Below are 12921 nucleotides of genomic sequence, written 5' to 3'. Positions count from 1 at the left end.
CGCAGCCTGACGAAACCCCTCGGCGCGCGGCGATCAGTGCAGCGTCGCGCCGGCCCTGTCGACCGGATTCGCGGCGCGCCGCCGCTCCGCCTGCTCGCTCGCCACCGTTCCGGCGCGCTTCAGGTCGCTGCGCAGCTTGTCCACCGGCGGCGCGTAGAGGAAGCCGAAGGAGACGCAGCCGTCCTTGCCCTCGACGGCATGGTGCAGCCGGTGCGCCTGGACGAGGCGCTTGGCATAGCCGCGATGCGGGATCGCGCGGAACGGCCAGCGCTGGTGCACCAGCCCGTCGTGGACGATGAAGTAGAAGGCGCCGTAGAGCGTGATGCCGGTGGCGATCGCGCCGACGATCGGGTGGCCGAGGCCGGCGACGACGAAGAGCGCGATCGCAAGGCCCGAGAAGACGACGGCGTAGAGGTCGTTCTTCTCGAAGGCGCCCTCGCGCTCCTCGTGATGCGACTTGTGCCAGCCCCAGCCCCAGCCGTGCATGATGTATTTGTGCGCCGCCCAGGCGACCGCCTCCATCACGAGGAAGACGGCAAGGGCGATCGCCGAGAGGCCGAGCCAGTACAGGAGCGTCATCGCTTGTCCGATTGCGGTTCAGGATCGGCGCGGCCCACCGGAGCCAGGGATGGCCGCCGATCGCTCGCCCATCGCCACGACATAGGCGAGGAACGCCCGCACCGGAAGGCCGTCAGGTCCCCGTGCCGCGCTCGGGCAGGACGGGAAGCACCGCACCCGCCGGCTCCAGCGCGCCGCCCAGCGCCTTGTCGAAGATCATGTCGACGAGCATGTGCAGCCGGCTCGCCGGGCCGAAGACCTCGGTCAGCCGGGCATGCGCCTCTTCGACATGACGCTCGATCCGGCGCAGCACCGAGGGCCGGCCGATCAGCGAGACGATGGTCGACTTGCCGGCATCCTTGCCGACGTCCTTGCCGATCAGGACGGCGTTCGACCCGCCGTCGAGCAGATCGTCGAGCAGCTGGAAGGCGTGTCCGAGCTCGGTCGCGAACGCCCGCAGCCGCTCGCGCACGTCCATCTCGGCGCCGGCGACAACGGCGCCGATCTCGACTGCGGCGGAAAACAGCGAGCCGGTCTTCAGCCCGTTCGTGGTCGCGATCTCGGACAGGGCCCGTGTCGCCCGGCCGCCGCGCAGGTCCTGGAACTGACCGCCGACGAGTCCGCGCGTGCCGACCGCCTGCGTCAGGATCGCGACCGCCTCGGCGCGGCCCTTCGGCCGCAGCCGCGGGATCGTCGCGAGGATCTGGAACGCGCCGGCGAGCACCGCGATCGAGGTCAGCACGGCGACGTCCTCGCCGAAGGTGACGTGCAGCGCCGGTCGGCCGCGGCGCATCGCGGCATTGTCCATCGAGGGCAGATCGTCGAGGACCAGCGACGCCGCGTGGACCATCTCCACCGCACAGCCAGCGTCGATCGCGGTCGCGACGTCGCCGCCCAGATCCTCCGCCGTCAGCGCCGTCATCAGCGGGCGGAGCCGCTTGCCGGGCGCCAGAACGCTCTCGGCGATCGCGGTATCGAGTTCGGTCTGGCCCGGCAGCGCCTCCGGCACGAGCGCGGCGAGCCGCAGGTCGATCCTGTCGCGGCAGTCCGACAGTCCGCTCTTCTGTTTCGTCGTCATGGCCGCTCTCAGTCGGTGTCTGACAGAATTGACACTCAGTGTACACCATACTGGACACACAATGCCACTGCGATCCTGCCATGCGGACACGCCGATGAATATGCGATACTGACCACGTGCGACGAAAGGACCTTATCAAGCGTGACCGATCCCATCGAACCCGTCTCGGATGCCGACATTGCCGACCGCAAGAGCGACCATCTCGACATCGTGCTGCATCCCTCGGTCGCGGCGCGCCGCGCTTCGACCGGGCTCGATGCGGTGGTCTTCGAGCATGTGGCGCTGCCGGAGCTGTCGCTGGCCGAGATCGACCTGTCCGCCGCCTTCCTCGGCCGGCGGCTGGGCGCGCCGCTCCTGATCAGCTCGATGACCGGCGGTCCGGAGCGGGCGGCGCGGATCAACGCCCATCTCGCCGAAGCGGCCGAGGAACTGGCGATCGCGCTCGCCGTCGGCTCGCAGCGCATCGCGATCGAGGGCCGCGCCTCCGGCGGGCTCGACCGGTCCTTGCGCGACCGCGCGCCGAGCGTGCCGATTCTGGCCAATGTCGGCGCCGCCCAGTTCGGCCTCGGCTACGGCCTCGACGAAGCGGAGCGGGCGGTCGAGATGATCGGTGCCGACGCGCTGATCGTGCATCTGAACCCGCTGCAGGAGGCCGTGCAGGTCGAGGGCGACACCGATTGGCGCGGTCTTCTGGACCGAATCGGCCAGTTGGCGAAGGCGCTGTCGGTCCCGGTGGTCGCCAAGGAGGTCGGTGCCGGCATTTCCGGGACGCTCGCCCGCCGGCTTCTCGACGCGGGCGTTGCCGCCATCGACGTCGCCGGGGCTGGCGGCACGAGCTGGGCGGCCGTCGAGGCGGAGCGTGCCGGCGATCCCCTAGCCCGGGCGAGCGCCCTGGTCTTTTCCGACTGGGGCATTCCGACGGCACGGGCTATCGCCGACGTCCGGCGGTCCTGCCCGGAGGCCACGGTGATCGGGTCGGGTGGCCTCAGGACCGGGCTGGATGTCGCCAGGGCGATCCGGCTCGGCGCCGACATCGCCGGCCAGGCCGCGGCCTCGCTCGAGGCCGCCGACCATTCGGCCGAAGCGGTGGTCCGGCACTTCTCCTCGGTGATCGCGCAGCTGAAGATCGCCTGCTTCTGCACCGGCTCGGCCGATCTGCGGGCACTGCGCTCCGCGCGCCTGATCGATCCGCCGGCCTTTGCAGGGTGAGGCAAAGCCGCTCGGGCAGATCGTCCGGAGGCCTGCGGGACAGGGCTCCTGCCGACGCGCCCACGTCTCCGTTCGAGATGTGCCGATAACCGGCGCAAGGCATGCCGAGGCCCCGTTGCGAGGCGAAGGCGCTCTGGCGTCGATGCGCCCTCCGTCCTGTGCCCTCTCCTTCGTACCGCGCTCGATGCGAGACAGAATCGGCACTGTTATCATTATGTTAACCGTGTCGCAGCGAGTCGAGTCGGCGGCTGCACCGAACAGTTCTTCGAATTCTCCTCAAATACGCGCTGGCTGCTTTACTGGCGCATCCGACAAAAATCCTCACGGTAACCGGAACGTGAGATGGCTACAGACGTTGTGCGGTTTCTCGATTGGCCGGTTCTGGCCGAAACACTGCGAAGGACAACGCTGATGCTCTGGACGATTGCCGTAATTCTCGTCATCCTGTGGGTCCTGGGCTTTCTCGCCTTCCACATTGCCGGCGGGCTGATTCACATCCTGCTCGTCATCGCCGTCATCGTCATCATCTACAAGTTGGTCGCCGGCCGCGGCGCGGTCTGACGCTGCCGCGGGCAGCCGGTCCGGTCAGTAACCCGGCGCGGTGGCTCGGCCAGAGCCATCGCGCCGGACCGAAATTCCCGAGCTTCCGCCAGCCCCGTCTCAGGCCGTCTCGGCCAGCAGCGCGCGGGCTGTGATCAGCCGCATGATCTCGTTGGTGCCTTCGAGGATCTTGTGGACGCGCAGGTCCCGGACGATCTTCTCGATGCCGTAGTCCGCGAGATAGCCGTAGCCGCCGTGCAGCTGCAGCGCCATGTCGGCGACGGAATAGCTCGTATCGGTGACGAAGCGCTTTGCCATGGCGCAGAACTTCGTCGCGTCCGGCGCCTTCTGGTCGAGCTTCCAGGCAGCCTGGTAGAGGAAGATCCGCGCCGCCTGCAGCTCGGTCTCCATGTCGGCGAGGCGGAACTGCAGCGCCTGGAAGTCGGTGAGGCTCTTTCCGAAGGCCTGGCGCTGCTTCATGTAGGCGACCGCCCGGTCGAGCGCGGCCTGCGCCGCGCCGAGCGCGCAGGCGGAGATGTTCAGCCGGCCGCCGTCGAGGCCCATCATCGCGTAGGCGAAGCCGCGGCCTTCCTCGCCGAGCAGCGCATCCTCCTTGACCCGGCAGTCCTCAAAGCGCACCTCCGCCGTCGGTTGCGCCCGCCAGCCCATCTTGGCCTCCTTCGCGCCGAAGGAGAGGCCGTACGCGCCCTTCTCCACGAGGAGCGCGGAGATGCCCTTCGGTCCCGCCGCGCCGGTCCGGGCCATGACCAGATAGAGATCGGAGTAGCCGGCGCCGGAGATGAAGCTCTTGGTGCCGTTCAGGACGTAGCCGCCGTCGTCCGGCCTCGCGCTCGTCCGCAGCGCCGCGGCGTCGGACCCCGATCCCGGCTCCGTCAGGCAGTAGCTGGCGACCGCTTCCATCGCGCTGAGCCTCGGCAGCCACCGGTCCCGCTGGTCGTCGTTTCCGAAGGCGTCGATCATCCAGGCGACCATGTTGTGGATCGACAGGAAGGCCGAGACCGAGGGATCGCCATAGGACAGCGCCTCGAAGATCAGCGCGGCGTCGAGCCGGGTCAGGCCGGAGCCGTAGTCGTCGCGCACGGTGATCGCGGCCATGCCGAGCGCGGCGAGCTCGGCGAGGACATCGCGCGGCAGCGCCTTCTCCTCCTCCCAGCGCGCGGCATGCGGCGCCATCTTTTCCACCGCGAAATCGCGCGCCATCGCGAAGATCTGCGCCTGTTCGTCGGAAAGAGCGAAATCCACGAATAGCCTCCCAGAGATGACGGCGACGCCGGCCTCGTCCCGTGCGGGCGGCCTCCCGGCCAGGCGCGCCTCCTGCCGGCCAGCTTAGGTGTGCCGGGGCCAAATCGCCATCCGTCCTCGCCCACCTTGCCGGCGCCGCCTGCCGCTGCCATCTTGCGGCCATGGTATCGAGACGCATCGGCCGGGAAGCCGGCGGCAAGCGCAAGTTCCTCGCGATCATCGACGAGACGCCGGAATGCGCCCGGGCCGCCACCTATGCTGCCTACCGCGCCAAGGCGAGCGGCGGCGGCGCGGTCCTCCTCTACGTGATCGAGCCCGGCGACTTTCAGCACTGGCTGGGCGTCGAGAAGATCATGCGCGCCGAGGCCGAGGAGAAGGCCCACTCGCAGCTCGCCAGGGTCGCGGAGGACCTGCGGGAAAAGGTCGGGATCGAGCCGGAAGTGGTGGTGCGCGAGGGCAAAACCACCGAGGAGATCCATCGTCTGATCGAGGCGGACCGGGAGATCGCGATCCTGGTGCTTGCCGCCGGCGAGGCCTCCGAGGGGCCGGGGCCGCTCGTCTCCTCCGTCTCCGGCAAGGGCGCCGCCTTCCCGATCCCGGTGACGATCGTCCCCAATACGTTGACGGACGAGGACATCGTCAGCCTCTGTTGATCGCGGCCCGAGGCGCTTATGTTGAGCCCGACACGCCGGTTATCTTGAGACGGCGGCGCCGGGGCGCTAAGCGGGCGCCCGAGACATTTCACAGCGCGGTGCGCAATCCGCAAAAGGACGACGCGATGTTCATCCAGACCGAGACCACGCCGAACCCGGCGACGCTGAAGTTCCTGCCCGGCCGCGTCGTGCTGGAACAGGGCACGGCGGAATTCACCACCGAGGCCGACGCGGAGGCGCGCTCGCCGCTCGCCGCCCGGCTGATGGCGATCCCCGAGGTGACTGGCGTCTTCTTCGGCTACGACTTCGTGACGGTGACGAAGGACTCCGGCGACTGGCTGCATCTGAAGCCGGCGATCCTCGCCAGCCTGATGGAGCATTTCCTCGGCAACGAGCCGGTGATGGCGCCGGGCGGACACCAGGAGCCGGCCGCTGCCGGCGAGGAATTCTTCGAGGCGGGCGACGCCGAGCTGGTCTCGATGATCAAGGAACTCCTGGAAACGCGCGTGCGCCCGGCCGTCGCGCAGGACGGCGGCGACATCACCTTCCGCGGCTACAAGGAAGGCACGGTCTACCTCAACATGCGCGGCTCCTGCGCCGGCTGCCCGTCGTCGACCGCCACCTTGAAGCACGGCATCCAGAACCTCCTGCGCCACTTCGTGCCGGAGGTGGAGACGGTGGAGGCCGTCGAAGCGGCGTAACGGTTGCGGGTGGGCTGGCGGTCGATCGCCGGGTGCGGCTTGCATCGACCTTCCGACCGAAAGCCAAGGCTTCGTCATCCCGGGGCAAGCCCGGGATGACGAGCGTATGGCACTGGCATCCACTCGTCGGACCGGCGTCGGCAATCCGGCCCTGCTTGAGAGAGCCTTGCGACTTCCGCTGTGACGGCGACGCGAATTGCGGCACCGCCGTCATCTTCTAAGACCGAGCCACAGCCATGCCAGCGCATCTCCTTCTCGCCATCGACACCGCTTTCGAGCGCTGCTCCGCCGGCATTCTCGACCTCGACACCGGCCGCATGCTGGCGCGGGCCGAGCCGGAGATCGGCAAGGGCCATGCCGAGCGGCTGATGGGCGTCATCGACGGTGTTCTCGCCGATGCCGGTGCGATCTATGGCGATGTCGCGAGGCTCGCCGTGTCCGTCGGCCCCGGCTCCTTCACCGGCCTGCGGGTCGGCGTCGCCGCAGCGCGCGGCCTGGCGCTGGCGCTGGGCGTCCCCGCCGTCGGCATCGGAACGCTCGAAGTCCTGGCCGCGCCGCATCTCGGCGACAGGCCGATCCTGTCGGTCCTCGACGCCAGGCGCGGCGAGGTCTATGCCGAGCTGTTCCATCCCGGCGGGATCAGCCTGGCAGGGCCCGCCGCCCTGCCGATCGGGGAACTCGCGGCCTTCGTCTCCGCTGCGGACCCGGACCGTCTCGGCATCGTCGGGACGGGGGCGTCGATCGCCCAGGGCGCGCTCGCCGGCGTCGCGACGGAAGTGCTGTCGGACGAGGCCCGGATCGACATGGAGGTGATGGCGCGCCTGGCCGCGCTGCAGGAGCCGGAGGGGCCGCCGCGGCCGCTCTACCTGCGCGGAGCCGACGCCAAGCCTGCCACCCCCACCAAAGGCCTCTTTGCATCCTGCGAAAGCATTCCCTAATCGGCGTCATGTTAGGCTAGACTGTTCCGCCTGAGGACGACGAGGCCGCCCGTCCGGACGGGGCGGCGCAAGGCGAGGGGGACGCGAGGGAGGAGATGGGAGTGTATTGGTATCTGCCCTGGATCTGGACCGCCTCCATCCTCGACGCCATGCTCGGCCTCGGGGAGCCGGTGACGGCGGACCTGACCGACGACGATCTCGACGCGGCCGCCGACCTCCACAGCGAGGCGTTCGACCAGCCCTGGTCCGGCGACGAACTCGGCACGCTGCTCGCCCAGCGCGGCAGCTTCGGCTATGTCGCGCGCGTCGTCGGGCAGCCGGGCCTCCCGCCGCTCGGCTTCGTCCTCGCCCGCAATATCGAGGGCGAGGCGGAAATCCTGACCATCGCCGTCGCGAAGCGCGCGCGCGGGCGCGGCATCGGCCGCCTGCTGATGGACCGCGTCCTGCAGGAACTCCACGCCGAACGCGCCGAAAGCCTGTTCCTGGAAGTCGACGAGGAGAACGAGCCCGCCCTGAAGCTCTACCGCCGCCTGCGCTTCGAGGAGGTCGGGCGCCGGCCGGCCTACTATCGCAAACCCGACGGGCGGCGCACCAGCGCGCTGACGCTGAAGCGGACGCTGCGCCGGGCGTGACGATGCTGGGCCTTCCGTGCATGGGCCGCCCGGTGCTCCCGAGGCGGGCGGCGGCGCGATGATCGCGCATCTGCGTATCGCCATGGTCGCGGTCCTCCTGACCGCGATGACGCTCGTCCTCTGGCCGCTGCAGCATGTCGCCATCGCCCGCGGCTGGCCGATCGCGCGCAAGCTGCCGCATCTGTGGCACCGCGTCGCCTGCCGCGTCATCGGCATAAGGGTGCATGTCGAGGGGACGCCGTCGCCGCACCGCCCGCTGCTGATCGCCGCCAACCACCAGTCCTGGGCCGACATCACCGTCCTCGGCAAGGTGATGCCGCTCTCCTTCATCGCCAAGGCGGAGGTGCGGGACTGGCCCGCCTTCGGCCTCTTGGCGAAGCTCCAGCGCACCGTCTTCGTCGAGCGCGAGGCGCGCGGGCGTACCGGCGAGCAGGCCAACATGATCGCCGAGCGGCTGAGCGCCGGCGACGCCATGGTGCTCTTCGCGGAAGGGACAACCTCCGACGGCAACGAGGTGCTGCCGTTCAAGACCGCGCTGTTCGGCGCCGCACAGATGGCGCTGAAGGCGTCCGAGGCGGAAGCCGTCATGGTCCAGCCGGTCGCCGTCACCTATACCCATGCCCACGGCCTGCCGCTCGGCCGCTTCTTTCGCCCGCTCGCCGCCTGGCCGGGCGACGTGGAACTCGCGCCGCATCTCCTCGCCTTCCTGAAGGAGGGCGCGGTCGACGCCACCGTCGCCTTCGGCGAGCCCGTGCTGTTTTCCGGCGCGTCCAACCGAAAGGCCGTTGCCCGCGAGAGCGAGGAGAGCGTCCGGCGCATGCTCGCGCACGGGTTGCGCGGCCGGAGCCCTGCGAGTGGGCCTCGACGCGGCGCCGATTCCGGTGCAATCTGACTTTGCGGCTGCCGACCGGCTTGCGCCGCGTCACGATGCTGTCGATATAGGAGCTTAAACCATCTCCGGTCGGCAGGAAGGCCGTCGGGTCCGGTCTGATCAGAAGGGCGCATGACCGAAACGAGACAAGCGCAGGCACCGGCCGCGGCCGGGCACAATACCCGCAAAGTCTTCATCAAGACCTATGGCTGTCAGATGAACGTCTACGATTCGCAGCGCATGGGCGATGCGCTGGCGACGGACGGCTATGTCGCGACCGATGCGATCGAGGACGCCGACCTCATCCTCCTCAACACCTGCCATATCCGCGAGAAGGCGGCGGAGAAGATCTATTCCGAGCTCGGCCGCATCCGCGACATGAAGGCCGAACGGCGGGAGGCGGGCAGGGATCTGACCGTTGGCGTCACCGGCTGCGTCGCGCAGGCCGAGGGCCGCGAGATCATCGCCCGCGCCCCGGTCGTCGATCTCGTCATCGGACCGCAGACCTATCACCGGCTCCCGCAGGCGCTGGCGAGCGTGGCGAAGGGCGACAAGGTCGTCGACACCGACTACGCGCTCGAGGACAAGTTCGAGCACCTGCCGCAGTCCGAGCCGCGGCAGGTGAGCGCGCGCGGCGTCACCGCCTTCCTCACCGTGCAGGAGGGCTGCGACAAGTTCTGCACCTTCTGCGTCGTGCCCTATACGCGCGGTGCCGAGGTCTCGCGTCCGCTGTCGCAGATCCTCGAAGAGGCACGCCGGCTGGCGGAGGCCGGCGTGCGGGAAGTCACGCTGCTCGGCCAGAACGTCAATGCCTGGAGCGGCGAGGACGCGGCCGGCCGGCCGATCGGCCTCGGCGGACTGCTGTTCGAACTGGCCAAGCTGCCGGGCCTCGCGCGGCTGCGCTACACGACGTCCCATCCCCGCGACATGAGCGACGAGCTGATCGCCGCGCATCGCGACCTCGACATCCTGATGCCCTATCTGCACCTGCCGGTGCAATCGGGCTCGGACGCGATCCTCAAGGCGATGAACCGCCGTCACACCGCGCAGGATTATCTGAGGCTGATCGAGCGCATCCGTGCCGCGCGGCCGGACATCGCGCTGTCCGGCGACTTCATCGTCGGCTTTCCCGGCGAGAGCGATGCCGACTTCGAGGACACCATGCGTCTGGTGGAAGAGGTGAACTACGCCTCGGCCTTCTCCTTCAAATACTCGCCGCGCCCCGGCACGCCCGGCGCCGAGATGGAGGGGCATGTTGCCGAGGCCGTGAAGACGGAGCGCCTGGCGCGCCTGCAGGGGCTGTTGCGCGAGCAGCAGACCGCCTTTGCCGAGACTCTCGTGGGAGCCGCTATGGACGTCCTCGTGGAAAAGCCCGGCCGCCATCCCGGCCAGATCGTCGGCCGCTCGCCCTTCCTGCAGCCGGTCGTCCTGCCGGCGTCGGCAGGGCAGATCGGCGACATCGTCCGCGTGACGATCGCCGCGACGCTGCCGAATTCGCTGCTGGCGGAAGGCGCGGCTCGGGCGGACCAGCCGCCGGTTCCTGCCGCTGCGTCCGCCGCCGTCCGGCCGGCGGTCGCTTCGCTGGCCGCAAGGAACGTCGCGTGAAGCCCGCCCGCGGCACCGCCGTCTCCTCGCCCGCCTCCGGCGCGTCCGACATGGCGCATATCGTGCTCGCCTACGAGGACAACCGGCTGGCGAGCTCGCTCTTCGGCCAGTTCGACGAGCATCTGGCGCTGGTCGAGCAGAAGCTCGGCGTCGATGCGCGGGCGCGCGGCAACAAGGTCGAGATCCGCGGCGACCAGACCGCCTGCGAGCAGGCGCGGCGCGCGCTGGATGCGCTGTACGAGCGCCTGCAGAGCGGCCACGAGATCGGCACCAAGGATGTCGAGGGCGCGCTCCGCATGGCGATCGCCCAGGACGACCAGCTCTACCTTCCGACGCTGGAGAAGAAGGGCCGCATGGCGCTGGCACAGATCTCCACCCGTCGCCGCACCATCCATGCCCGCACGCCGACGCAGGACGCCTACATGCGCGCGATGGAGCGGGCCGAGCTGGTCTTCGGCGTCGGCCCCGCCGGCACCGGCAAGACCTATCTCGCGGTCGCCCATGCGGCGCAGCTGCTCGAGCGCGGCCAGGTCGACCGGATCATCCTGTCGCGCCCGGCCGTCGAGGCGGGCGAGCGGCTCGGCTTCCTGCCCGGCGACATGAAGGAGAAGGTCGATCCCTATCTCAGGCCGCTCTACGACGCGCTCTACGACATGATCCCGGCCGAGAAGGTCGAGCGGGCGCTCGCCGCGCAGGCGATCGAGATCGCCCCGCTCGCCTTCATGCGCGGGCGCACGCTGTCCAACGCCGCCGTCATCCTCGACGAGGCGCAGAACACCACCACCATGCAGATGAAGATGTTCCTCACCCGGCTCGGCGAGAACGCCCGCATGGTGGTGACCGGCGATCCCTCGCAGGTCGACCTGCCGCCCGGCCAGAAGTCGGGCCTCGTCGAGGCGCTGCGCGTTCTCGACAACGTGCCGAACATCGTGACGGTCCGGTTCCAGGCGGCGGACGTGGTGCGCCATCCGCTGGTCCAGGCGATCGTCGAAGCCTATGAAGAGGATGCGGGCCGCCATCGCGCGACGGCGATGCCGCTGGACAAGTAATGTCTGTCGAAGATCGATTATCCGGCGGGACGGCCGGAGACTATCCCGGATTGACGCTGGCGCTCGCGATCGAGACGCCGGCCTGGGAGGCCGCCGGCCTCGGCGACATCGAGGCCTTCGCCAAGGCGACCTTCGATGCCGCCGCCGCGCGGCTCGCCTTGCCGGTCTCGCTGACGAGCGAGATCTCCGTCACGCTCGCAGACGACGCGACGGTGCGGGGCGTCAACGCCGAATGGCGTGAGAAGGACAAGCCGACCAACATCCTGTCCTTTCCGATGGCCGATCTCGGTCCGGGCGATCTGCCGGGTCCGCTGATGGGCGACCTCATCCTCGCCTACGAGACCGTCGCGCGCGAGGCGGCGGAGGAGGGGAAGGCGTTCTCCGATCATCTCCGCCATCTCCTGGTGCACGGTTTCCTGCATCTGATGGGCTTCGACCACGTCGACGAGGACGAGGCCGCGGCGATGGAGGCCGAGGAGGTGGCGATCCTGTCGGGCTTCGGCATCGCCGATCCCTACCTGGATGCCGTGAACGCCTGAACGCGAACCGAGTTACGGACGAGCAGCAACAGCGATGAGCAACACGATGCGCAGCGAAGAGACGGCATCGGACCGTGCCGGGCCGGAGCCCCAGGCCTCCGGCGAAAGCGCCGGCGAAGACCGAAGTCGGACCGCAGCCGACGACCATCACGACGGCCACGGCGTCCTGAAGGGACTGTTCGGCCGCCTGCGCCCCCGCATGCCGCGGCTGATGCGCGAGGATCTGACCAAGGCGCTGCTGCATCAGGGCAGCGGCGGCGAGGATTCCTTCACGCCCGCCGAGCGGGCGATGCTGAACAACATCCTGCGGCTGCGGGAGGTCCGGGTTGAGGACATCATGGTGCCCCGCGCCGACATTCAGGCGGTGGAAATTTCCACGACGCTCGGCGAGCTGATGAAGCAGTTCGAGGCGAGCGGCCATTCCCGCATGCCGGTCTATGGCGAGAGCCTCGACGACCCGCGCGGCATGATCCACATCCGCGACGTCGTCGGCCACATCACCCGCGTCGCGCGTCCCGCGCGCAACCCCGGCGGCGGGAACGGCGGCAGCCGTGAGGGGAACGCGGCCGCAGCCGCCGGCGCACAGCCCGCGAAAAAGCCGCGAGCCGGGCTCGACCTGCGGCAGATCAACCTGGCGCGCCGGGTCGAGGATCTCGGCATCATCCGCAAGGTGCTGTTCGTGCCGCCCTCGATGCTCGCGACGGACCTGATGGCGCGCATGCAGGCGACCCGCACCCAGATGGCGCTCGTCATCGACGAATATGGCGGCACCGACGGCCTTGTCTCGCTGGAGGACGTCATCGAGATGGTCGTCGGCAACATCGAGGACGAGCACGACGACGACGCGCCGATGATCACCGAGCGCGGCGACGGCATCTTCTACGCCGACGCCCGCGCCGATCTCGACGAGGTCAAGCAGCTGATCGGGCCGGACTTCGACATCAGCGAATACGAGGACGAGGCCGACACGATCGGCGGCCTCCTGTTCTCCGAACTCGGCCGGGTGCCGGCGCGCGGCGAGGTGGTGCAGGCGGTGCCCGGCTTCGAGTTCCAGGTCCTGGAGGCCGATCCGCGCCGCGTGCGCCGCGTGCGCATCGTCCGCTTCCGGCAGGGGGAGAAGCGCCGGCGCATCGTCGAGGGGCTCGCCGACCAGCCTTGAGAATGTCCGCTTTGCGCGGCAGGCCTCCCTCCCAAAAGCTTGGCGAAAGGCATTGCGGGGCATGATCGCACCGTCGGGAGTCTGTCCGGCAGCGAGGCGCGCTCGTCTGCGGACCGCCCTTCACGG

At 69.4% G+C, this 12921-nt stretch carries 14 protein-coding genes; 11 read left to right on the top strand and 3 right to left on the bottom strand.

Going from position 1 to position 12921, the window contains the following annotated elements:
• Positions 1-33: 33 nt before the first annotated feature.
• Both AB5S17_RS21165 and AB5S17_RS21160 read right to left on the bottom strand, forming a co-directional pair.
• Positions 34-579, bottom strand: a complete 546-nt coding sequence (locus AB5S17_RS21165) for a sterol desaturase family protein (RefSeq protein ID WP_369243154.1) — start codon at positions 577-579, stop codon at positions 34-36.
• A gap of 112 nt (positions 580-691) precedes the next feature.
• Positions 692-1636 (bottom strand): polyprenyl synthetase family protein, encoded by a 945-nt coding sequence (locus AB5S17_RS21160; RefSeq protein WP_369243152.1) that lies wholly within the window; start codon positions 1634-1636, stop codon positions 692-694.
• A gap of 141 nt (positions 1637-1777) precedes the next feature.
• Between AB5S17_RS21160 and fni the strand changes: the two genes are divergently transcribed.
• The gene (gene fni, locus AB5S17_RS21155) at positions 1778-2845 is read left to right on the top strand and encodes a type 2 isopentenyl-diphosphate Delta-isomerase (protein ID WP_369243150.1); all 1068 of its coding nucleotides are present in this window, start codon (positions 1778-1780) and stop codon (positions 2843-2845) included.
• 411 nt (positions 2846-3256) lie between these two features.
• Entirely contained in the window at positions 3257-3406 is a 150-nt protein-coding gene (locus tag AB5S17_RS21150) for a lmo0937 family membrane protein (protein WP_369243148.1), read from the top strand.
• Positions 3407-3505: 99 nt separating this feature from the next.
• Here AB5S17_RS21150 and AB5S17_RS21145 read toward each other — a convergent pair whose 3' ends face one another.
• The gene (locus AB5S17_RS21145) at positions 3506-4648 is read right to left on the bottom strand and encodes an acyl-CoA dehydrogenase family protein (protein ID WP_369243146.1); all 1143 of its coding nucleotides are present in this window, start codon (positions 4646-4648) and stop codon (positions 3506-3508) included.
• Positions 4649-4809: 161 nt separating this feature from the next.
• On the opposite strand from AB5S17_RS21145, the gene AB5S17_RS21140 reads away from it, so the two are divergent.
• The 9 genes from AB5S17_RS21140 (at position 4810) to AB5S17_RS21100 (ending at position 12795) form a co-directional block, all read left to right on the top strand.
• Positions 4810-5301, top strand: a complete 492-nt coding sequence (locus AB5S17_RS21140) for a universal stress protein (RefSeq protein WP_369243144.1) — start codon at positions 4810-4812, stop codon at positions 5299-5301.
• A 125-nt stretch (positions 5302-5426) separates the two neighbouring features.
• Positions 5427-6002, top strand: coding sequence for a NifU family protein (locus tag AB5S17_RS21135; RefSeq protein ID WP_369243142.1), 576 nt, complete (start codon positions 5427-5429; stop codon positions 6000-6002).
• A gap of 236 nt (positions 6003-6238) precedes the next feature.
• Complete coding sequence (tsaB, locus tag AB5S17_RS21130; RefSeq protein ID WP_369243140.1) at positions 6239-6940, top strand: tRNA (adenosine(37)-N6)-threonylcarbamoyltransferase complex dimerization subunit type 1 TsaB; 702 nt, start codon at positions 6239-6241, stop codon at positions 6938-6940.
• A 101-nt stretch (positions 6941-7041) separates the two neighbouring features.
• The gene (locus tag AB5S17_RS21125; RefSeq protein ID WP_369243138.1) at positions 7042-7572 is read left to right on the top strand and encodes a GNAT family N-acetyltransferase; all 531 of its coding nucleotides are present in this window, start codon (positions 7042-7044) and stop codon (positions 7570-7572) included.
• Between the two features lie 58 nt (positions 7573-7630).
• Positions 7631-8464, top strand: a complete 834-nt coding sequence (locus AB5S17_RS21120; RefSeq protein WP_369243136.1) for a lysophospholipid acyltransferase family protein — start codon at positions 7631-7633, stop codon at positions 8462-8464.
• A gap of 111 nt (positions 8465-8575) precedes the next feature.
• Positions 8576-10048, top strand: a complete 1473-nt coding sequence (gene miaB, locus AB5S17_RS21115) for a tRNA (N6-isopentenyl adenosine(37)-C2)-methylthiotransferase MiaB (protein WP_369243134.1) — start codon at positions 8576-8578, stop codon at positions 10046-10048.
• A gap of 50 nt (positions 10049-10098) precedes the next feature.
• Complete coding sequence (locus AB5S17_RS21110) at positions 10099-11097, top strand: PhoH family protein (protein ID WP_369243199.1); 999 nt, start codon at positions 10099-10101, stop codon at positions 11095-11097.
• Positions 11097-11636, top strand: a complete 540-nt coding sequence (ybeY, locus tag AB5S17_RS21105) for an rRNA maturation RNase YbeY (RefSeq protein ID WP_369243132.1) — start codon at positions 11097-11099, stop codon at positions 11634-11636. Before AB5S17_RS21110 ends, ybeY begins: the two co-directional genes overlap by 1 nt.
• A gap of 211 nt (positions 11637-11847) precedes the next feature.
• Complete coding sequence (locus AB5S17_RS21100) at positions 11848-12795, top strand: hemolysin family protein (protein ID WP_369243198.1); 948 nt, start codon at positions 11848-11850, stop codon at positions 12793-12795.
• The last annotated feature ends 126 nt before the right edge of the window (positions 12796-12921 follow it).

The sequence above is a fragment of the Jiella sp. M17.18 genome (assembly GCF_041027365.1).
GTDB lineage: Bacteria > Pseudomonadota > Alphaproteobacteria > Rhizobiales > Rhizobiaceae > VKMB-3413.
Note: the sequence above shows the minus strand (reverse complement) of the source record. Positions and strands in the feature narration are given on the sequence as shown.